This window comes from Streptomyces sp. IBSBF 3136 (assembly GCF_036815105.1).
Classification (GTDB): Bacteria; Actinomycetota; Actinomycetes; order Streptomycetales; family Streptomycetaceae; genus Streptomyces.
Window position 1 is genome coordinate 14,407 of sequence record NZ_JAJSZC010000069.1, and the last position, 20,055, is coordinate 34,461.

17 protein-coding genes and 1 pseudogene are annotated in these 20,055 nt (G+C 70.7%); 12 read left to right on the forward strand and 6 right to left on the reverse strand.

The genetic code is table 11. The annotated features are described in order from the left end of the window. Positions 1–59: 59 nt before the first annotated feature. Together V7E45_RS17260 and acsA are read left to right on the forward strand one after the other, a co-directional pair. Positions 60–374 (forward strand): SHOCT domain-containing protein, encoded by a 315-nt coding sequence (locus V7E45_RS17260; RefSeq protein ID WP_333775056.1) that lies wholly within the window; start codon positions 60–62, stop codon positions 372–374. A 47-nt stretch (positions 375–421) separates the two neighbouring features. Further along, positions 422–2,254: an acetate--CoA ligase gene (gene acsA, locus V7E45_RS17265; protein ID WP_333775057.1), complete on the forward strand. Its 1,833-nt coding sequence runs from the start codon at positions 422–424 to the stop codon at positions 2,252–2,254. Positions 2,255–2,463: 209 nt separating this feature from the next. Here acsA and V7E45_RS17270 read toward each other — a convergent pair whose 3' ends face one another. Then, positions 2,464–3,678 carry an MFS transporter gene (locus V7E45_RS17270; RefSeq protein ID WP_333775058.1) on the reverse strand — a complete coding sequence of 405 codons (1,215 nt, stop codon included), beginning with the start codon at positions 3,676–3,678 and terminating at the stop codon, positions 2,464–2,466. A 376-nt stretch (positions 3,679–4,054) separates the two neighbouring features. On the opposite strand from V7E45_RS17270, the pseudogene V7E45_RS17275 reads away from it, so the two are divergent. Continuing rightward, positions 4,055–4,192: pseudogene (locus V7E45_RS17275) on the forward strand (esterase); the annotation flags it as partial. Between the two features lie 312 nt (positions 4,193–4,504). On the opposite strand, the gene V7E45_RS17280 reads toward V7E45_RS17275, so the two are convergent. Then, positions 4,505–6,538, reverse strand: a complete 2,034-nt coding sequence (locus V7E45_RS17280; RefSeq protein ID WP_333775059.1) for a WD40 repeat domain-containing protein — start codon at positions 6,536–6,538, stop codon at positions 4,505–4,507. On the opposite strand from V7E45_RS17280, the gene V7E45_RS17285 reads away from it, so the two are divergent. Then, positions 6,537–8,858: a WD40 repeat domain-containing protein gene (locus tag V7E45_RS17285; protein ID WP_333775060.1), complete on the forward strand. Its 2,322-nt coding sequence runs from the start codon at positions 6,537–6,539 to the stop codon at positions 8,856–8,858. The genes V7E45_RS17280 and V7E45_RS17285 overlap by 2 nt on opposite strands. 216 nt (positions 8,859–9,074) lie before the next feature. Here the strand turns inward: V7E45_RS17285 and V7E45_RS17290 are convergent, their stop codons facing one another. Continuing rightward, positions 9,075–10,325, reverse strand: coding sequence for an NADH:flavin oxidoreductase/NADH oxidase family protein (locus tag V7E45_RS17290; protein WP_333775061.1), 1,251 nt, complete (start codon positions 10,323–10,325; stop codon positions 9,075–9,077). Between the two features lie 96 nt (positions 10,326–10,421). Between V7E45_RS17290 and V7E45_RS17295 the strand changes: the two genes are divergently transcribed. Beyond that, positions 10,422–11,048 carry a TetR/AcrR family transcriptional regulator gene (locus V7E45_RS17295; RefSeq protein WP_333775062.1) on the forward strand — a complete coding sequence of 209 codons (627 nt, stop codon included), beginning with the start codon at positions 10,422–10,424 and terminating at the stop codon, positions 11,046–11,048. 331 nt (positions 11,049–11,379) lie between these two features. Here the strand turns inward: V7E45_RS17295 and V7E45_RS17300 are convergent, their stop codons facing one another. Next, positions 11,380–11,577, reverse strand: a complete 198-nt coding sequence (locus V7E45_RS17300; protein WP_333775063.1) for a hypothetical protein — start codon at positions 11,575–11,577, stop codon at positions 11,380–11,382. A 405-nt stretch (positions 11,578–11,982) separates the two neighbouring features. Between V7E45_RS17300 and ligA the strand changes: the two genes are divergently transcribed. Further along, entirely contained in the window at positions 11,983–14,073 is a 2,091-nt protein-coding gene (ligA, locus tag V7E45_RS17305; protein WP_333775074.1) for an NAD-dependent DNA ligase LigA, read from the forward strand. 145 nt (positions 14,074–14,218) lie between these two features. Here ligA and V7E45_RS17310 read toward each other — a convergent pair whose 3' ends face one another. Further along, positions 14,219–15,193 carry an ADP-ribosylglycohydrolase family protein gene (locus tag V7E45_RS17310; RefSeq protein ID WP_333775065.1) on the reverse strand — a complete coding sequence of 325 codons (975 nt, stop codon included), beginning with the start codon at positions 15,191–15,193 and terminating at the stop codon, positions 14,219–14,221. Positions 15,194–15,305: 112 nt separating this feature from the next. Beyond that, positions 15,306–15,434 (reverse strand): hypothetical protein, encoded by a 129-nt coding sequence (locus V7E45_RS17315; RefSeq protein ID WP_333775066.1) that lies wholly within the window; start codon positions 15,432–15,434, stop codon positions 15,306–15,308. A gap of 275 nt (positions 15,435–15,709) precedes the next feature. Here V7E45_RS17315 and V7E45_RS17320 point away from each other — a divergent pair, with 275 nt between their 5' ends. From V7E45_RS17320 to V7E45_RS17345, 6 genes are all read left to right on the forward strand, one after another. Next, on the forward strand, positions 15,710–15,877 hold the full coding sequence (locus V7E45_RS17320) for a hypothetical protein (RefSeq protein ID WP_333775067.1): 168 nt from the start codon (positions 15,710–15,712) through the stop codon (positions 15,875–15,877). Between the two features lie 442 nt (positions 15,878–16,319). Next, a complete protein-coding gene (locus V7E45_RS17325; RefSeq protein ID WP_333775068.1) occupies positions 16,320–18,053 on the forward strand; it encodes a sensor histidine kinase in 1,734 nt (577 codons plus the stop codon). A 33-nt stretch (positions 18,054–18,086) separates the two neighbouring features. Beyond that, positions 18,087–18,482, forward strand: a complete 396-nt coding sequence (locus V7E45_RS17330; RefSeq protein ID WP_333775069.1) for a roadblock/LC7 domain-containing protein — start codon at positions 18,087–18,089, stop codon at positions 18,480–18,482. Between the two features lie 3 nt (positions 18,483–18,485). After that, positions 18,486–18,878: a DUF742 domain-containing protein gene (locus tag V7E45_RS17335; RefSeq protein ID WP_333775070.1), complete on the forward strand. Its 393-nt coding sequence runs from the start codon at positions 18,486–18,488 to the stop codon at positions 18,876–18,878. Further along, the gene (locus V7E45_RS17340; protein WP_333775071.1) at positions 18,856–19,527 is read left to right on the forward strand and encodes a GTP-binding protein; all 672 of its coding nucleotides are present in this window, start codon (positions 18,856–18,858) and stop codon (positions 19,525–19,527) included. The genes V7E45_RS17335 and V7E45_RS17340 overlap by 23 nt, the downstream gene beginning before the upstream one ends. Next, complete coding sequence (locus tag V7E45_RS17345) at positions 19,493–20,053, forward strand: GAF domain-containing protein (protein ID WP_333775072.1); 561 nt, start codon at positions 19,493–19,495, stop codon at positions 20,051–20,053. The genes V7E45_RS17340 and V7E45_RS17345 overlap by 35 nt, the downstream gene beginning before the upstream one ends. The last annotated feature ends 2 nt before the right edge of the window (positions 20,054–20,055 follow it).

The following is a 20,055-nucleotide window of genomic DNA, read 5'->3' on the forward strand; positions in this document are numbered from 1 at the left end:
GAGTGGCCCACGAGCGGGGCCGAAGGGCCCAAGGTGCCTTCGCCCGGCGGGAGCCCACCATGAACGAAGGGGCGCTGTTCGAGCCTCGTAGCCGGAGGTGGGCCCTGATGTACTGGAACGGCGGCTGGGCCTGGATGGCATTCATGCCTCTGCTGTGGATCGCAGTGATCGTCCTCGCCGTGTGGGCCGTGATCCGCCTGACGCACGGCGCGTCCGGCGGCACGTCAGGTCCCGGCCGAGGCTGGGCGGAGAGCGAGCCCCGCGAGACCCCGGAGGAGATCCTCGACCGGCGCTACGCCTCGGGAGAGATCGACACGGACACCTACGCCGAAGCCCGCGAGCGCCTTTCCGCCCATCGGCCGAGACCGCGGTGACCGCATTCCGTGGACGTCGGCTGCCCCGACTGTGAGGAGGGACCGGCATGCCCTGGGCGACCATCCGCAAGGACCCCGTGCCGCTCACCGCCCCCCATCTGCGCGACTACGACAAGGAGTGCGCGAGCTTCTCGTGGCAGGCGGCACGCGGCACGCGGCAGGGGCTGCCCGGTGGGCGGGGACTGAACATCGCGCACGAGGCCGTGGACCGGCACGCGGCATCGGACCGGGCCACAGCGGTCGCGCTGCGTTGTGTCGGCCGGGACGACTCCGTCACCTCGGTGACCTACGGGGAGCTGGCCCGTTCGACGGCACGGTTCGCCAACGTGCTCCGCGGCCTCGGGATCGGACACGGCGACCGGGTGGTGACGCTGCTGGGGCGCTGCTCCGAGTTGTACACCGTGGTCCTCGGCACGCTGAAGAACACCAGTGTCCTGTGCCCGCTGTTCTCCGCCTTCGGGCCGGATCCGGTGTTCCAGAGGATGACGCTGGGGGACGCGCAGGTGCTGGTCACCACGGCGGACCTGTACCGGAAGAAGGTCGCCGGGCGACGTGGCGCACTCGCCGCCCTGCGCCACGTGCTGATCATCGGTGACGGGGCGGACGAACTGCCCGGCACCGCTTCCCTCGCCGCTCTCATGGCCGACGCGGCCGACACCTTCACGATCCCGCCGACCTCACCGCACGACATCGCCCTGTTGCACTTCACGAGTGGCACGACGGGCGTCCCCAAGGGCGCGGTGCACGTGCACGAGGCAGCCGTCGCCCACTACGTGAGCGCGCAGTACGCCCTCGACCTCCACCAGAACGACGTGTTCTGGTGCACCGCGGATCCGGGCTGGGTGACGGGCACGTCCTACGGGATCGTCGCCCCTCTCATGCACGGCGTGACGGTGGTGGTGGACGAGGGCGACTGCGACGCGCGCCGCTGGTACCGGATCCTCGCCGAGCAGCGCGTGAGCGTCTGGTACACGGCGCCGACGGCCCTGCGCATGCTGATGCGGACGACACCGAGGACGGGGCCCCGCGACCCGGCCCGCTCGTTCGACCTGAGTGCGCTCCGGTTCATCGCGTCGGTGGGCGAGCCGCTCAGCCCGGAGGCCGTGGTGTGGGGACGTGACGTGCTCGGGTTGCCGGTGCACGACAACTGGTGGCAGACCGAGACCGGCTCGATCATGATCGCCAACTTCGCCGCCTGCGACATCCGCCCCGGCTCGATGGGGCGCCCGCTGCCCGGGGTGGAGGCGGCGGTGCTGCGGCGCGGGGAGGACGGCCGGGCCGAGGTCGCGGGCGGGCACGTCACCGTGGTGACGGAGCCCGGGGTGGAGGGTGAACTGGCGCTGCGGCCCGGCTGGCCGTCCCTGTTCCGCGGCTATCTGCACGACGAGCCACGCAGCGCGGCGGCCTTCGCCGACGGCTGGTACCTCACCGGTGACCTGGTACGACGCGACGCCGACGGCTGGTACTGGTTCGTCGGACGAGCCGACGACGTCATCAAGACGGCCGGACAGCTCATCGGGCCGTTCGAGGTCGAGAGTGCTCTGATGGAGCATCCGGCGGTCGCCGAGTCCGGAGTCATCGGCCGCCCCGATCCCGTGGCGGGGAACATCGTCAAGGCTTTCGTCACCCTGCTGCCGGGCTTCGACCCGAGCAACGCGACCCGGCGGGACCTACTGGCCTTCGCCAGGCGTCGGCTGGGGCCGGTCTTGGCACCCCGCGAGATCGCCTTCGACCAGCACCTGCCGCACACCCGCAGCGGCAAGGTCATGCGCCGCCTGCTGCGGGCTCGGGAACTCGGGCTGCCCGAGGGCGACGTCTCGGCCCTGGAGGACGCCGCTTCGCACGCCACCTCGACGGCGAGGACGGAGCAGCCCGTATGACCACCCCTCGTACCCCCGCACACTACGGCCCACCACCCGGCCGAGGCATCAGGCCGCGCATAGCCCGGCCCTGCTGGAGACGATGCTGCGCGTCCGCCGGTTCGAGGAACGCCGCAGGAAGCACCGCGTGCTGCGCAAACCACCGGGGATGAGTTCTCCTGCCCCCGACGCGACGCCCCGCCGGAGCATGCCGGATACCGTTCTCCCGGTCAGTCCGCGGTGGGGACCGGTGTCTCCCGCTCCGCCGCCGGCGATGCCTGCGTGACCACTTCGGAGCGCGGCCGGCCCCGGTCCATGACACCGCCCGTGAAGGCGAGGCCCAGACCGGCCACGGCGAGCGCCGCGCCAACGAGGTTGGGCGCGGCCCAGCCCCAGCCCGCCGAGATGACCAGGCCGCCGAGCCAGGCACCACCCGCGTTGGCCAGGTTGAAGGCGGAGTGGTTGGAGGCCGCCGCCATCGTGGGGGCTTTCTCGGCCTTGGCCATGAGCAGCATCTGAACAGGTGTGGTGATGAGGGAGCCCATCGCGCCGATGAAGGTGATCGTCACGAGGGCGGGAACGGTGCTGTGCACCGCGAAGTAGAACGTCACCAGGGCCGCGGCCAGCAGGATGAGCCCCCAGTACATCGTCGGGCGCAGTGCGCGGTCGGTGAGCGGTCCGGCGATCAGGGTGCCCAGCGTCATGCCGACGCCGTACAGGGCGAGCACCCAGGTCGTCGACGCGTCGGAGATTCCGGTGAGGTGCGTGAGCATCGGGACGAGATAGCTGTACACGGCGAAGAATCCGCCGAAGCCCACGACGGCCGTGGCCAGACCGATGACGACCTGCTTGTTGCCCATGGCCCGCAGCTCGTGCCGGATGCCGGACTGCTCCCCGCGCGGCTGGTGCGGGACGAAGGCGGCCAGCGCGGCCAGCGCGACGAGGCCGATGACGGCGACCGCGCCGTAGGCGGAGCGCCAGCCCAGATGCTGGCCGAGGGCCGTGGCGGCCGGAACCCCGACGATGTTGGCGATGGTGAGTCCGAGGAACATCTTCGAGACGGCGCGTGCCGCCCTGTCCGCGGCGACCAGCCGCGAGGCGACGACGGCGCCGACGCCGAACAGCGCGCCGTGCGGCAGACCGGCCAGGAAACGGGCGGCGAAAAGCGTGCCGAAGTCCGGGGCGAGGGCAGACGCCGTGTTGCCGATCACGAACAGACCGGTCAGGAGCAGCAGCAGCCGCTTGTGCGGCACACGCGCGCATATGCCCGTCAGCAGCGGGGCGCCGACGACGACACCGAGCGCGTACGCCGACACGACGTTGCCCGCGTGCGGCACGGACACACCGATTCCGTCGGCGATCTGGGGCAGCAGCCCCATGGTGGCGAACTCGGTGGTGCCGATGCCGAACGCGACGACAGCCAGGGCCAGCAGAGCCAAGGGCATGGTGCAGGAGAACCTTTCGAAGACGACGGGCCGGGGACCAGGAGCGGGGCGGTGCGGGACGAAATCGTCCGCGGTTTCCCCGCCCCGTCGCGCCGGTCGTCATGACCCGCAGCGCCCTGGGAAGAGGGTGACCCACAGGGATGCAGCAACGGGGCGGAGGCATCCATTCCAAGATCGCCTCGCGATGTGCGGCATCGGGGCCGGGCCCGGGCTCCCTGGCTACGGCGATCGGCCCCGGCCGGTGAGCAAGGATAGCCGCTGGGGTCCCGGCACCGACCCGGGGGCCACCATCCCGGACACGCTACGGGCTGCACGGGGAGTTTCCTGGCGAGACTCCGCCGAAGTTCTGGCGCTGTGCCTGGCTCGGGCTCGTCAGGCCGAGGGCTACTACCTCGCCCGCGACGGCATGAAGTGGTTCTGGGACGCCTACACCACCGACCCTGCCCAGCGCGCCGAGCACCAAGCCTCACCCGTGAGGGCGAGCCTCGACCAACTGAAGGGGCTGCCGACCACGCCATCGAGGCGCTGCGGGCGGCACTGCACGGCGGCTGGGGGTGACAGACGTAGACCCGGCCGTCGGCCACCGCGGGGGACGTGAACATCTGTCCAACGCCAACAGGTCACGGCTGCTGGGCTGGTACACGACGCCGTCGGCGACAGCCACCCTGAAGTACCCCGCGTCCGGGGCCTGTACCCGCCAGCGCACCGTGCCGGCGATCTGAGCACGGCTGGATTCCTCAGGGGCGTTCGTCGGTGCCGGACGGCCGGATGCGGCGCGGTGGTCCTCGGCGGGTGCTTCACCCTGCGGGGCTGTGGCCGAATGCGCTCACTGTCTGGTGAGCGGGAGGCTGAGGACTCCGCGGTCATGTCCGACGATCAGGTCCGCGCCCGCGGTGGCCAGGCAGGTGAGTGACACGTCCAGGGCGATGTGCTGTACCGCGCCGGTCTCCGGTTCCCACACCCGCAGTCGGTGACCGTGACGGGCGCCGGCGACCAGGACCGTGCGGCCGCCGTGCGGGGTGGCGGCGGTGATGAGCGGCGGGCCGGCGGTGCCTGTGGAACTGGGCAGACCATCGCCGACCGGGGCACCGGTGGCCAGATCCCACAGCATGACGACGCCGAGGTCGTCCGCCGTGGCCAGCATGGTTCGGTCGGGTGTCGGGACAGCCTCCACGGTCGCCACCCGGTGGTCGGCATCGGCGAGCGCGCGTGCGCTCAGTTGTACGGCCGCGCCGCGGTCCCAGGGGTCGTCGACGGCTGGATCCCACACGTGAACGCGGCCCGCGGTGTCCGAGGCCGCGATCAGCGCGTGGTCGGCGGAGATCAGGACGGCGGTGACCGACCGGATCGGACTGCCGTAGGGGTTGAGGCGCCCGACGCACTCACCGCTGTCCGGCTCCCACATCCGCACGGCGCCTCGGGGGGGGGCGGTGACGAGCAGGGTGCGGCCGTCGGGGACGACAGCGGCGCACATCGCGGTCACCCCGCCGGGCCAGTCGCCGGCAGGTTCGCGAACCGGCTGCCCGGTGAGGGGGTTCCACACGGCGATCGTCCCGCTGTCGCCTCCGCTCGCCACAAGGACGCGGCCGTCGGGCAGGGGCAGGGTCGTCATCGAGCGGACGGCGTCAGGATGTCCTGGCAGCGGGTCGTGGACGAGTCGGCCGTCGGTCACGTCCCACAGGCACACCGCGCCCTTGTCCCCACCGCCGGCCACCAGGGTCGGCCGACCGGGGCGGGACACCACCGCCAGGGCGTCGACGCCCCCGGACGAACCGGGCACGGAATCGGAGAACACCGACATACGGCCCCAGGGTGTGCCGTCGGCCGCGACCACCGCGTTCTCTTCCTGCCGGAACCGGGTCGCCGCTCGGCCGGTCCGCCCGGCCGCCGCGGATTCCGCTCCGGCAGCCGACCCGCGGGAGTCCGTCCACGGCCGATCCGGACGGTGCTGGGAGAGCGCACCCTCCGGGGGCTCCGCCAGGCCGTCCGCGATCGTCCACGTCCGCTCGCAGTCCCAGCAGCGGAAGTGCCCGGTGAGCGACATCAGTCGGCGGGCCAGTTCCCCTGCGGCCCCCTGCGGGGTACCCCTGACCGCGACCATCCCGGCGACCAAGCACAGGACTGCCTGTCCCGGTGTTTCGGCGGACACTCCCCTCACCGCGACGTCGCGCGCCACCCGCAGGAAGGGTTCCCAGCCCTCTCCCAGCGCCTCTTCCCGCAATGCCGCCGCGACCTCGCCCCAGGGATGCCCTTCCTGCCGGACATGGACGGGGTCGGGCAGTAGTGGAACCTCGATGAGCGGACGCGCCGGGTCCACGAAGAGGTCGGGCATCTCCGTGTCGCTTCCGCAAGCGGGACACGACAACAGGAGGCCGCTTTCCCGGTGATCCGGAAACTGCCACAACATCTCGGCCATGTGGTGACCGGCCAAGGCCACGCAGGAGAGGGCGAGTTGGGCACAGACCTGGCCGGGAGTACCAGCGGCGAGGAGGCTTCGGGTGGCCGCCCGCTCGGCCAGCCGCAGCGCGGCGCCGAAGCCCGCCTCGAGATCGGCCGGGACGGGGGGCCGGTAATCGGCGGTCACCACGAATCCGAGGTCCACCCAGAAGTCCACGGTCTGTTCCGGAGGCAGGAGCGCTGCCGCCTCGACGAGATGCGGCAGGGCCGCATAGGCCCCCTCGGCGACGACTCCGTCATCCATCAGGCCGCCGGACAGGTCCGTCCAGGTCCGCCGCCACGCGTCGCCGCCCCCGGTGGCGGCCGCGGAGGCCAGCTGCTCCAGCAGTACCCGCACCTCCTCGACCTTCACACCGTCGAGACCACGCCAACGAGGGCTGTCCAAGGGCAGCTTCGGAATCATGGAACCAGTCTCGCAGGCGGCACTGACAACCAGGAGGCGGCCTGGTGTCCGGCAGCCCTTTCACTCAGCTCGTCATCCGGTCGACAACCGCCCCCTGGCCCGAACCGAGTCCGCGGCTGACAAGAGTGGCATGATTACCATTCCGATCATGTCTGGTGAACTCCGAAGCAGCGGTCCGGACCCTGAAGTCGCGCTGACAGAAAGCCGGTTGACCGATCCTGGATGGCTGGTGCACGGGGACCCGGAGCTGATCCTCGCGGGCCTGGACGGCGCTGCCGGGCAGGAGGAGATGCTGGCCGCTGCGGTGTACCGGGCGTCGGGGCATGTGCACCGTGACGCCGGTGCGGGGGTGCGGCGGCAGGTACTGGCGCTGGACGCCGCCCGGTACGGGAACCGAGAGTTGGCGAGAAGCATCGCTCAGGTCGCGGTCCGCCAGGAGATTGATGACCCCTGGGTCGTGCAGTGGGCCACCGGCGGCGACTTGGACTCCCGGCTGCGGTACGCGTTGCCGGTGCCGGCCAAGGTGGGCGTGTTGGCGACCGTGGCCGTGGAGGGCCGTGGTCTCGCTGTCGCCGGTTGCGAGGACGGCACGTTGCACGCGTGGGATCTGGCCACGGGCAGCCGAATCGGCAAGGCCGTGTCCGCTCACACCGGCGCCGTGCATGCGCTGACGACGGCCGTACTGGACGGTCGTCCCGTCGCCGTCACCGGCGGCTTCGACCGAACCGTTCGGGTATGGGACTTGGCGCGGGGAGAACTGGTCGGCGCGTGCTCCGTCGGCGATGACTCCTGGGTGAAATCGCTGGCCGCGGGACTGGTCGAGGGTCGGCCGGTCGTGGTCGGCGCCTGCGTCGACGACGTGGTGAGAGTGTGGGATCTGGCCACCCTCTCGCGGCACAGTGAGCCGTTGACCGTGCACACCGGCTTCGTGTCCGCTCTGGCGACGGCGGTGCTGGACGGCCGTCCCGTCGCTGTCACCAGCCACTCCAGAGAACTTGGGGCGACGGACCTGATCACGGGGGAGGAAACCGTCCGGGTGTGGGACCTGATCACGGGACGGGAGTTCGGCGCCCCGGGCGACCGTCCCGGCGAGTCTCCCGTGTTCGCGGACCAGGCGTGCGACCGTACGGTGGAAGGCGGCGGTGACGGCGACGGGGAGGCAAGGCGCTGCGCCACTCTGGACCTCAACGCCACGGCGCACTTTCTGGTGACGGATCCGGCGTCCGAGTGCCCGATGGCCGTCAGTGCCAATGCCTATGAGGTGCACGTCTGGAACCTGGCCACGCGCGAGCAGGTCGGTGAGCCCGTTGCCGCCATGTTCGTGGAGACGGCGGCCGTGAGGGTGCTCGACGAGCGCCCCGCCGCCCTCGTCGCATACGCCCATGGGCCGGTCGAGGTGTGGGATCTGTCCACCCTCCGGCAGCTGCGGACGTCGCTGACGGGCCACGAGGCGGCTGTGCGGGGAGCGGCGACTGCAGTGGTGAACAGGCGTCACCTCGCGGTCACCGGTGGCGACGACAGATCGGTCCGGATCTGGGACCTCGACGGTGAAAGGGAGACGGGTAGCCGGCTGACCGGTCATGCCGGCTCCGTCACAGGGGTCACCACGGCCGTCGTGGACGGCAGTTGCGTCATCGTCACCGGCGGCTCGGACGCGAGAGTGCGGATCTGGGACCTCGGCGGCCAGGGGCAGCTCGGTGAGCCCCTGACCGCCCATACCACTGCCGTGGATCTGCTGGCGGTGGGTACGGTGGACGGACGAGCCACCCTCCTCACACGCGGTGACTGGCACAAGACGGTGCGGATGTGGGACCTGACCACCCGGGAAGAACTGCACGGACGGTCGACCAGTGAGTACACCAGCCTCTCCATCGGGTTCTTCGCGGCAGTCGATGGCCGCTTCGTCGGTGTGACCGAGGAAGGCCGGGTCTGGGACCTGACCGCGAGCCGATGGATCGGAGTGCAGCCGCGGCAACGAGGCGCCCTGGCCCTGGAGACGCTCGAAGGCCGCAGCGTCATTCTCACCGGCCGCGGGGCAGAAGGCGTGCATCTCTGGGACCTGGCCACGGGCGAACTGCTGGCACCGCCAATGACGGGACACACCAGTGAGGTGCGTGTGGGCGCGACCGGCACACTGGACGGTCGCCCTGTCGTCGTCGCCGGCGGCGACCGAACCGTGTGGATGTGGGACGCGGGCTCAGGGCGGCAGATCGGTGCGTACGCCTTTCCCTCCCGTGTCAGGGGACTGACGGTGGCGCCCGACGGGCGGCTGGTGGTCGGTTTCGGCGCGGACATAGCGGTCCTGGCCCATCGCCGCTGAGAAGGTTGTCGTAGTTGTGTGCCACCGCGGAGACGGAGTCCGCTTCGCGGACAGCGGGGGCCGCACCGCTGCCCAGGTGCTGTTCGGGCAGGTCTCCGACGTGCACCACCGGCTGGAACCGGTCCGGGCCGACGGCGGCTGCACCGGCAGCCTCGTCGAGCGCTGCCTGGCCACGCTCGACGCGGGTCCCGGGTCACCCTCGAACGGTGGGCCGGTTCACTTGCCGGCGGTGTCTCGCGTCTTGGAGAGCCAGGCGCGGTAGCTGCGCAGTGCGCGTCGCTGCCGGCGCTGTTCGAAGATCAGGGCGACCGCCGGGTGGGTGTGGGGAGTGATCCTGCGGTCGCGGGCGATGCGGCGCATCTGGTGGCGGACCTGGGCCATACCGGCGGCGGAGGCGAGGGCCTTGTCGGACCAGGTGACCGGTCGCAGTTGGTGGTCGGCTTCGCGGCCGGTGCGCCAACGGTCGGGCAGGTCGGGCGTGACGGCCAGGGCGGTGCCCATGCCGATGATCGCGACGCCGCTGTCGAGGACCCTCTCGGCGGTCTCACGGCGCGTGATGCCGCCGGTGAGCATCAAGGGGAGCGGGCTGGTCCTGACCAGGTCACTGGCCAGATCGAGGAAGTAGGCCTCGCGTGCCTGGGTGCGGGAATCGGCGGGCCGGCCGGACATCGCGGGGCTTTCGTAGCTGCCGCCGGACAGTTCGACCAGGTCGACGCCGAGCGGCGCGAGCATCTCGATCACCTGGCGCGCTTCGTCGGCGTCGAAGCCGCCGCGCTGGAAGTCGGCGGAATTCAGCTTCACCGCGACCGCGAAGGACGGCGAAACGGTGGCGCGGACGGCGCGGACGACGTCCAGCAGCATCCGGGCCCGGTTCTCCAGCGGTCCGCCCCAAGCGTCGGTGCGCTTGTTGACCAGCGGGGACAGGAACTGGGACAGCAGGTAGCCGTGTGCGGCGTGGATCTCGACTCCGTCGAACCCGGCCTCTTCGGCGCGCCGGGCCGTGACCGCATATCGGGTCACGGTGGCCTCGATCTGCTCGGTGGTCATGGCGACGGGACGGCCGAAGCGGCTGCTGTGCCTGCCCAGCGAGACGGCGACGTCGGACGGGCCCCACACGACGCCGGGCATGTCGGCCTGGATCTGGCGGCCGGGATGGTTGATCTGCATCCAGATCGCCCCACCACCGCTCTTGCCGGCCCGGGCCCACTCCGTGAACGGCTTCAGCGGCGCGTGCTCGTCGAGCACCACTCCCCCAGGGCCGGTCAGCGCCTCGGCGTGCACCATGACATTGCCGGTGATCAGCAGCCCAGTACCGCCGGAGGCCCAGGTCCGGTACAGCGACAGCAACTCCTGGTCGGGGAGCTGACCCTGACCGGCCATGTTCTCCTCCATGGCCGCCTTCGCGATCCGGTTGCGCAGCACCTGCCCGGAGCGCAGGGGCAGCGGCGAAAAGAGCTCGCTGGACATCCGAGGTCCCCTCTTCCAATTCGATCATTTACGATGTATGCACCGTTTACATTAGGCGGTAGATGTTAGCGGTGCAAACATGAGGGAGTGTGAGCTGTGTCGCAAGCGGCGGCCTACCACCACGGAGATCTGCGAGCCGCCTGCCTGCGCGCCGCGCGGGAACTGCTCGAGGAGGACGGCAGCGCAGGACTTTCGCTCAGGGCGGTGGCGCGGCGAGCCGGTGTGTCGGCGACGGCTCCCTACCGCCACTACGCGGACCGGGACGCGCTCGTCTCCGCGGTCGCCGCGGAGGGTTACCGCGAGCTGGCCGCGTCCCTCGCCGCGGCCCACCCTGCACCCTCGACGCCCGACGACCTGGCCGCGGTCGCCGTCGTCTACGTGCAGTTCGCGCTCAGGCATCCCGCCCTGTTCCGGGCGATGTTCGCCGAACCCTGCGAGCCGAGCAGCGAGGAGCGGGTCGCCGCGACCGCCGTGATCTCCGAATACGTCCGGGGTATCGTCCGTGCCGTTTTCCCCGGCTCGGACGCGGAAGTTCTCTCGACCACGGTGTGGGCCCTGGTCCACGGCCTGGCCTTCCTGCACCTCGACGGCAAACTCGACACCTCCACCCCCGAAGTGGTCGCCGACCAGGTCAGCGGCGCCGTGCGTGCGCTGTTCACCGCGTCCCCGGCCCTGTCACAGACGGCAGCCGACCAGGCGGGTGACGGTACAGCTCAGCGGTAGCTGACCTGCCCGCGCCGGCGGCCGGACGCCGGTGAAACGGGCGCGCTCGCCTCGCTGTGGGGCGGGGCCGGTGGCGCCCGGTCCAAGAGAGGTGCGCCGTCTCGCGCCGGCGGGTGAGGTACCGACGAAGAGGTGCGCAGTCCGCGGCTGGTGAGTAGCAGGGGAATGACCGTCACCTGGGCGCGCCTCAGCGAAAGGAGGCTCGCCAACGGTGGCCATCTCCCCCTCCATGACGCAGTCCGTGGCGGCGACCGGCCCTGCCGCGGCGAGGCCGCGATCCCGAGAACCGTGCCTGAGGTCCGCCGGGTCGTGACCGGTCACCGCATCGGGTTCAGTCGCCGCTGTTCTTCTGCTCCTGGTCTTTCTTGGAGAGGGGGCTCAGGGCCAGGAGGTCCCTGGCTGCCTTTCCCCTGAGGCTGCTGGGGCTGATCAGCACGATCAGTACGAGCAGCACGTAGGTGCCTGCCACGGTGGAGGCAAGGACAAGTGCGGCACTGGCGCCGCTGCTGAGAAGTTCGTAGATGGACATCCGGTGCTCGCCGAACAGCCCCTTGTGTGAACAGGCGCCCGGGGCGGCGGCAGGGTTAGGGAGGGTGACCGGGCGCCGAGTCGGGCGTGGTCAGGGGGAAGGCACATCCTGGATGGCGCATGAGGTTCATGTCAGTGGTTCCTTGAGGGCCAAGGGGTGGCTGGGAGGGAGACGGCGGACGGTCTGTCCGCGCTCTATTGCGTTCACAACTTCATCAGGCGCCATAGACGGCATTGATTCACGTCACGAGAAGTCGGGGCTTGACACCCATCAGGGCGCGCCGGAAGGAGAACGGACTGGGGCAGCCGGCCCCCGTTGTCGGACGGGCCGGCATCGGCAGGCAGCCGCCTCGAAGCGGGGTCGCTTACAGAGGCGTTGTCAGTGGTGGCAGGCAAGATGGCGGACATGACGACACCCATCGCGCAGATCGTGGATGCCGCCGCCTATGCGCAGGCGGTCGAGGACGCGGTCAAGGCCGCGGCCGCCTACTACGTGGGCGGCACCTCGCCCCTGGATGACGACGCGTACGACCGGCTCGTACGGGGCATCGCCGCGTGGGAGGCCGGTCATCCCGACCAGGTGTTGCCCGACTCGCCGACCGGGAAGGTCGCCGGCGGAGCGGTCGAGGGCGATGTGCCGCACACGGTGGCCATGCTGAGCCTGGACAACGTGTTCTCGCCGGAGCAGTTCGCCGCCTGGGCGGCCTCGCTGTCCCGACGGATCGGCCACGAACCGGAACGCTTCAGCGTCGAGCCGAAGCTCGACGGGCTGGCCGTCGCGGCCCGCTACACCCAGGGCCGACTGGCCCGGCTGATCACCCGTGGCGACGGGACGGCCGGGGAGGACGTCTCCCACGCCATAGGCACCTTCGAGGGCCTGCCGGACCAGCTGTCCGAGCCGGTCACGGTGGAGGTTCGCGGCGAAGTGCTGATGACCACCGCCCAATTCGAGCACGCCAACGAGGTACGCACCGCACACGGCGGGCAGCCGTTCGCGAATCCGCGCAACGCAGCGGCAGGCACCCTGCGTGCCAAGGACCGTGCCTACACGGTGCCGATGACGTTCTTCGGCTACGGCCTGCTGCCGCTGCCCGACACCGACGACGTCCTGGCCGCACGCCTCCCCGCTCTCGCGCACAGTGAGCTGATGGCCCTGACGGCAGAGCTGGGCGTGAACACGACCGGCACCACCTTGGTGCCCGGCGTCACCGCCGCCACCACCGAAGAAGTGCTCACCCGCGTCACGGAGATCGCCGCACTGCGTGCCGAGCTGCCGTTCGGGATCGACGGCATCGTCATCAAGGCCGATCTAGCCACCGATCAGCAGGCCGCGGGATCCGGATCGCGCGCCCCACGGTGGGCGATCGCCTACAAGCTACCCGCCGTCGAGAAGATCACCCGGCTTCTCGAGGTCGAGTGGAACGTGGGCCGCACCGGCATCATCGCCCCGCGTGGCGTCCTCGAACCGGTCGAGATCGACGGCTCCACCATCACCTACGCCACGCTGCACAACCCGGCCGACATCACCCGCCGTGATCTGCGCCTGGGCGACCACGTCATGGTTCACCGCGCCGGTGACGTCATCCCCCGAATCGAAGCCCCGGTCGCCCACCTGCGCACCGGCGCCGAGCAGCCGATCGTGTTCCCGGAGGTGTGCCCGCGATGCGGCTCCGGCATCGACACCGGTCAGGAACGCTGGCGCTGCGAGCAGGGCCGCAACTGTCATCTGGTGGCTTCCCTCTCCTACGCGGCAGGGCGCGACCAGCTCGACATCGAAGGCTTGGGCGCCACCCGCGTCGTGCAACTCGTCGAGGCCGGGCTGGTCACCGACCTCGCCGACCTCTTCGCCCTCACCCGCCCACAACTCCTCGCCCTGGAGCGGATGGGTGAAACCAGCACCGACAACCTGCTCAACGCCCTGGCCGCCGCGAAGACGCAGCCGCTGTCACGGGTGCTGTGCGCGCTCGGCGTCCGCGGGACAGGCCGGTCCATGTCCCGGCGCATCGCGCGGCACTTCGCCACGATGGACGCCGTACGCGCCGCAGATGCCGAAGCACTGCAGCAGGTCGAGGGCATCGGCGTCGAGAAGGCACCGTCCATCGTCGCCGAACTCGCCGAGCTCGCCCCGCTGATCGACAAACTCGCCGCAGCCGGGGTGAACATGACCGAGCCCGGCGCCACTCCCCCGCCGACGACGGCCGCGGACGCGGGCACCGACGATGCCGCGACCGCCGCCCCGGCCGCCGGCCCGCTCGCCGGGATGACGGTCGTGGTCACCGGCGCGATGACCGGGCCGCTGGAAAAGCTCAGCCGTAATCAGATGAACGAGCTCATCGAGCGGGCCGGTGGTCGCTCCTCATCCAGCGTGTCCAAGAAGACCACCCTGGTGGTCGCCGGCGACAACGCCGGGTCCAAGCGCAGCAAAGCCGAGGACCTCGGCATCCGCCTCGCCACCCCCGACGAGTTCGCCACGCTCGTCGCCGATTACCTGAACTGACACTGCCGCGGGCGGCCGACATCACGACGGGTACGGGGCGAGGACGTCGGAATGGTCACGCCCCAGCACCCGTTGCACGCGGAACCGCAGCTCGCACGACGTTGCAATTCTCAAGAGAACAGCCGCGGCGTGCGGTACGACGAGTTCACCGCTTGCGCGGGCCACCCCACCTGTCTCGTCGAGGGCCCCCTTCGAGGCGGTGTGCAAGGTGGAGCAGATCTGCCAGGTGCAGCACTCGTCCGTCGAACCCTGGTAGTGGGACATGGAGCGGCTGGGTCCAGCGGGCAGGGATGGCATCCAGCCCGTAGTACGCCCCCGCCAGACCTCCGGTCACCGCGGCGACGGTGTCCGTGTCACCGCCGAGGTCGATGGCCGCGCGTATCGCGTCTTCGAAGCAGGTGGTGGTGCGCAGGGCCCAGACGGCGGAACCCAGGCAGGGCCAGACGGCACCGTTGAACTCGGTCGCCTGATCGGGGTGCCAGTCGGGTGCGAGGACGGTGGCGTAGCGGCCGCGGTGGTTGGGGGGGACGAGAGCCAGCACGTCCGGGAGCGCGGTGAGGGGGTCGGTGTCCTCAAGGGCGGCGCGGATGAGTTCGTGGAAGATCGCGGTGCCTTCCCAGGCGGCGCGGTCGCCGTGGGTGAGGGCGGCGATGCGGCGGGCCGCGTCCATGGTGGCTTCCTGGCCGACGGCCGCGAAGTGGACCGCGGAGGTCGATGCCCGCATCAAGGAACCGTTTCCCGCTGCTCGTCGGTTGACCTGGAAATGGAGCGCTGCGGCAAGGTCCCAGGGCATGCCGTTGGTCAGGACGTCTTCGGTCTGCAAGCCGATGTCCTTCGGCTCTGACGCCGCCCACCGCTGGAAGCGGGCGAAGATGTCCGGCAGATCGAGTCCGCCCCGCTCCAGCAGCGACTCCGCGACCAGTACGGCCATCTGCGTGTCGTCGGTCGCCTCGCCGGGGTCCCAGCCGCCGCCTCCGCACATCTCGCCACCGCCATCGGCACCGGATACGGGAAACCGCGCGGAGAACGCCCCCTGGGGACCGAACTCGAAGGGGCCGCCGAGCGCGTCACCCACCGCTGAGCCGACGATCACGCCGGCGGCCCGCTGGATCCGTTCCATTCGCGCAGGCTATCTGTGCCGCACCGAAGGCGGCACGGTCTTATTTTGTGAGCGTCTTACGAGTTGGTGTGTGATAGCGGGTGAGGTGTGTTTGCCTTGCTTACGGCCGCCTTTAGATGTTGGCCGTGCGGTCGGAGACGAGGCCGGCGATGGCGCGGTAGGTGTCGGACAGGCGGTCGCGGCGATGTGTCCAGCGAATCAGTTGCTGCCTGCCGACCCGGCCGCGCCGCTGGGCTCGCAACCCAGCACGATGGGGCCCCAGGATCTTCCCTGGGCCCTTCGTCGTACTCAGGCCGGGCCGTGGGCCGTGTGGCCGGCCGCCCGGGGCCACGGCAACTGCTCTATGATCCCTGCGGAGTTCATACACGATGTCCTGGCCACCACATTTGGCCGGGCCTTCGTGAGCAGGCCAGAGCCGCTCCGAAAGGCAAGTGCCGATCACCCCACATCGGACGGGCAACAATCGGATCCACCCTAGGCAAGACCGCTGGCCGCGCACGTATCTAAGAGGAGGCCTTGCTCGGTGAGTTCGACGGGGCGGGCTTGTTCTTCTGCGGCGTCGGGTTGGCCCGGGTCGGGGAGCACCGCGGCGACGGAGGCAAGGAGCGGCTGAGCGCGGATGACACTGGCGTACACCTGGGCGGCCTGGTCGCCCAGCCCTTTTCCGACCGACCGGCGATCTGAACCACGGTCGCGTCGGTCCTCTGCGCGTGCGCCCGGAGATTCCGCAACTCTGATCTTCCTGGGCGGCCTGCCAGCCCAGGAAGCCGGCAAAGGCGGCGCACAGCAGGAAACCCGTAGCAGCCAGTCGAACTCCGGCCCAGCGGGGCGCCCGCAGTGACGATGCCGCCGCGAGCCCGGCGTGCGGCCCGGGTGGGGGAGCGCCGGACTCGCCCCTGCTGTCGTCACGTTGTACGGACCCGCGCTCGTCCATGTGCGCCTCCCAGCCCCATTGCGAGTAGGACTCGTCGACCGCCGCTCTGGTTGTGGAGAAGACGACCGTCGGGCCGCGGCGCGTCCGGAAAACACACCCCACGAGATAACTAGTAGTGACGCGGCGAGCCGTTACATGTAACGTGCCTCGCACACTTTCGGCCTGCTGGCCGATATGCGATCAGGGACCGTGATGCAGGAATCTTTCACTCTGCCCGCACCCGCCCCGCAGGAGGAGGCGGTCGTCGGCGTTCCGTCATGGCATGTCCCGGACATGCGTGATGCCGGGTACGGCAAGCCGTTCGCACGCCACCTGGTGCTGCTCGCGATGCTGCCCGCCGGGCTGGTCGCCGCCACCGGAGCCGTCGCCGCCGCCCTCCTCGTCACCGCGGGCGTGGCCCACGTCGAGAGGGCCGCCTTCTGGGGCCTGCTCACGGGCGCGCTGGTGATCGTGTGCGCGATCCTCCTCGGCGCCGGGCTCTCCGCCGCCGCGAAAGCCCGGACGATGGAACGCCGTTACACCGAAGTGAGCGGCTTCGCGGCGCGTGGCCAGGCCGAGCTGGCGTGGCTGCGCACGGAACTGACGCGCACCCAGGAACTGCTGGAGCGGCGGCGCCACGAGGGCGGCCCGGTGCCGGACCTGGTGGCGGACGTGCTGGACGGGGCGGCGGAGGCGCTGGTCGGGGCAGACGAGGTACTGGACGGGCTCGAAGGAGCAGCGTCCGGCCTGCGCGCCGCGCAGGCGAGCGCGCAGGAAACGGCGGCAGGGCCGCACGCCGGTAAGCACTTCGAGGTCTTCGCCAACATGGCCCGCCGGCTCGAGTCCCTGGTGCACCGCGAGATCGGGCTGCTGGACGACCTGGAGAACGAGGTCGAGGACCCGGCCCTGCTGAAAGGCCTGTTCCGGGTGGACCACCTGTCCACCCGCATCCGCCGCTACGCCGAGAACCTGGCCGTGCTCGGCGGGGCCGTCTCCCACCGCCTGTGGACCCAGCCGGTCAGCATGGCCGACGTGATGCGTTCCGCGGCCGCCGAGATCGAGCAGTACGCGCGGGTCAAGATGGTCCCCCCGGTGGAGGGGACGGTACGCGGGCACGCCGTCGTCGACGTGGTCCACTTGCTGGCCGAACTGGTCGAGAACGCCACGGTGTTCTCCCCGCCCCACACCCAGGTCCTGCTGCGAGCCGAGCACGTCACCGCCGGGCTGGCGATCGAGGTCGAGGACCGCGGCCTGGGCATGGACTCCGCCGAGCGCAACCGGATGAACTCCCTGCTCGACTCGCCTGACGCGGTGACGCTCGACGAACTGCTCACGGACGGCCGCATCGGCCTCTACGTGGTCTCCGCACTCGCCCGCCGGCACGGCATCGCCGTACGCCTGCAGAACAACGTCTACGGCGGCACCCAGGCGGTCGTCGTACTGCCCCACGCCCTGCTGGGCGGTCCGGAGGACACGACGGAGACACGCCGGCAGCCGTCGGGCACCGACACCCCGGCCCCGAACGGCCCGACGCCCGCACCCACCCACGACCGCGCGACCGACGCGGCGGGCGCGGCGGAGCGGGTACGGGAGGCGGTCGCGGTCGCCGTCCAGCCCCGCGGCACGCAGCCTCCGACCGACACGGACGCCACGGACCGTACGGCCCCCGCGGACCGTGACACCGTAGACACCGTCGCGCCGGAGTCCCACCGCCCGTCCCTGCCCAAGCGCCGCCGCCAGGAGCACCTGGCGCCCGAACTGCGCGACGCACCTCCCGCGCAGGTGTCGGCCGAGGAAGCCGACCACGACCCGGGCTTGATGGCCGCCTTCCGGACAGGCGTCCGCCGGGCCGAGGAAACCGAGCACGCAGAGCAAGCCGAGCACGCAGAGGAAGCTGAGCGGCCGGCCGAAGCGCCGACGGCCGCGGCCTCGAACCCGGCCGTTTAGCAGACACACGTCATTGAGGAGCTGTACGCGATCGTGGTGAGCGAAGACCTTTCCTGGCTGTTGACCGGCCTCCTGCAGCGTGTGCCGCACACGCGCAGCGCACTGCTGTTGTCCTCCGACGGCCTCGTGATGGCCCAGGACGGACTGGACACGGACGCGGCGGACCACCTGGCGGCCCTGTCCAGCGGGCTCTACTCGCTGGCCCGTAGCGCCGGCAAGCGTTTCGACGACGGCGGTGACGTACGGCAGATCGTCACCGAACTCAGCAACTCGCTGCTCTTCGTATCCGCCGCCGGGCAGGGCGCCCTGCTGGCGGTGCTCGCCGGACACGAGGCGGACGTGGCGGTGCTCGGCTACGAGATGACCATGATGGTCAAGGGCGTCCGCCGCCATCTGGGGGCCGCACCGCGCCAGTCGGTGGGGCAGTGACGGATGCCGGACGACCCGGGTGGAGCCCACCGGCCGCTGCTGGACGACGCCCTCGGCCGGATGGTCCGGCCGTACACCGTCAGCGAGGGACGCACCCGGCCCACCTGCCACTTCGACCTGATGACCATGGTGGTGGCCACCGGTGTCACACTCCGCGGCACCCTGGGACTGGATCACGCCCGGGTGCTGGAGCTGTGCCGGACGCCGGTGTCGGTGGCTGAGATCGCGGGGCGCACCCGGATGCCGGCGACGGTGATCAAGGTGCTGCTGTCCGACCTGGTCGAGCGGGACGCGGTCGTCGCACGGCCCTTCAACCTGGCAACGCACGGGCCGGCTGCGGCCCCCGATCTGGATCTATTGGAGGCCTTGCGGGATGGGCTCCTCAAACGACTCTGAGGCACTCGGCGCCGACTCCCTTCCGACGGGGATCAAGATCCTGGTCGCCGGCGGCTTCGGGGTGGGCAAGACCACGTTCGTGGGAGCGGTCAGCGAGATCGAGCCCCTGAACACGGAGGAGCTGCTGACCGAGGTCAGTGCCGCCACGGACCGGCTCGACGGGGTGGAGAAGAAGGCCACCACCACGGTCGCCATGGACTTCGGCCGCATCACTCTCAGCCCCCAGCACGTGCTCTACCTGTTCGGCACACCCGGGCAGGAGCGCTTCTGGTTCCTGTGGGACGAACTGTCGGCCGGTGCGCTGGGCGCGGTCGTCCTCGCCGACACCCGCCGATTGGAGAACTGCTTCCCGGCGGTCGACTTCTTCGAGTCACGGGGCATCACCTTCGTCGTCGCGGTCAACGAGTTCGACGGGGCGCACCCCTACGAGCCGGAAGAGGTACGGGCGGCGCTCGACCTCAAGCCCGAGGTACCGGTGGTGCTGTGCGACGCCCGCCTGTCCAGCTCGGGCATCCGGGTCCTGCTTTCCCTTGTGCAGCATCTGATCACTTCAAGGAGTTCCCATGGCAACGAGGGCACCCGACACCCCCTCGGGCACGGAGACCGGGATCGCCATGCGGCACCTGCTCCTGCCCCCGCAGGACCCTGAGGCGGCGGCCCGCTCGCGCCGCCTGCGGGAACTGGGCATCGAGGACAGACCGGACCCGGAGCTGGACGAGTTCGCCCGCCAACTGGCCCGGCGCACCGGCGGCTGCTACGCGGGCGTCAACTTCTTCCTCGACGAGAACCGCCAGTACTTCGCCGGCCTTTACAGCGCGGCCTCCGACACGACCGTCGAACTGGAGACCCCGCTCCTGGAGGAACCCGTCCCGGACCGCGTGATGCCCCGCGACCTCGACATCGGCTTCTGCCCCCACGTGGTCCGCCGCCGCAAGGCCCTGGTCCTGGACGACGTCCGCGACTTCCCCCGCTTCGCCGGCAACCACGTAGTCGATGCCATTGGCATCCACTCGTACCTGGGCGCCCCCTTGATCGACCACACGGGATTGGTCCTGGGCACGATCTGCGTGGTGGACCAGGATCCTCGCGCCTGGGGGCAGGAGGGGCTGGAGACGATCAAGTCGATGGCGGCTGAACTGGTGGAGCGGATCGAGGGGGCGGGGCAGCGGGAGTGACG

Bases quoted from the DNA above. Each gene is read 5' to 3' on its own strand.
- V7E45_RS17260 (WP_333775056.1), top strand. From the start codon at position 60: ATGAACGAAGGGGCGCTGTTCGAGCCTCGTAGCCGGAGGTGGGCCCTG.
- acsA (WP_333775057.1), top strand. From the start codon at position 422: ATGCCCTGGGCGACCATCCGCAAGGACCCCGTGCCGCTCACCGCCCCC.
- V7E45_RS17270 (WP_333775058.1), bottom strand. From the start codon at position 3,678: ATGCCCTTGGCTCTGCTGGCCCTGGCTGTCGTCGCGTTCGGCATCGGC.
- V7E45_RS17285 (WP_333775060.1), top strand. From the start codon at position 6,537: ATGGAACCAGTCTCGCAGGCGGCACTGACAACCAGGAGGCGGCCTGGT.
- V7E45_RS17280 (WP_333775059.1), bottom strand. From the start codon at position 6,538: ATGATTCCGAAGCTGCCCTTGGACAGCCCTCGTTGGCGTGGTCTCGAC.
- V7E45_RS17290 (WP_333775061.1), bottom strand. From the start codon at position 10,325: ATGTCCAGCGAGCTCTTTTCGCCGCTGCCCCTGCGCTCCGGGCAGGTG.
- V7E45_RS17300 (WP_333775063.1), bottom strand. From the start codon at position 11,577: ATGTCCATCTACGAACTTCTCAGCAGCGGCGCCAGTGCCGCACTTGTC.
- ligA (WP_333775074.1), top strand. From the start codon at position 11,983: ATGACGACACCCATCGCGCAGATCGTGGATGCCGCCGCCTATGCGCAG.
- V7E45_RS17310 (WP_333775065.1), bottom strand. From the start codon at position 15,193: ATGGAACGGATCCAGCGGGCCGCCGGCGTGATCGTCGGCTCAGCGGTG.
- V7E45_RS17325 (WP_333775068.1), top strand. From the start codon at position 16,320: ATGCAGGAATCTTTCACTCTGCCCGCACCCGCCCCGCAGGAGGAGGCG.
- V7E45_RS17335 (WP_333775070.1), top strand. From the start codon at position 18,486: ATGCCGGACGACCCGGGTGGAGCCCACCGGCCGCTGCTGGACGACGCC.
- V7E45_RS17340 (WP_333775071.1), top strand. From the start codon at position 18,856: ATGGGCTCCTCAAACGACTCTGAGGCACTCGGCGCCGACTCCCTTCCG.
- V7E45_RS17345 (WP_333775072.1), top strand. From the start codon at position 19,493: ATGCGGCACCTGCTCCTGCCCCCGCAGGACCCTGAGGCGGCGGCCCGC.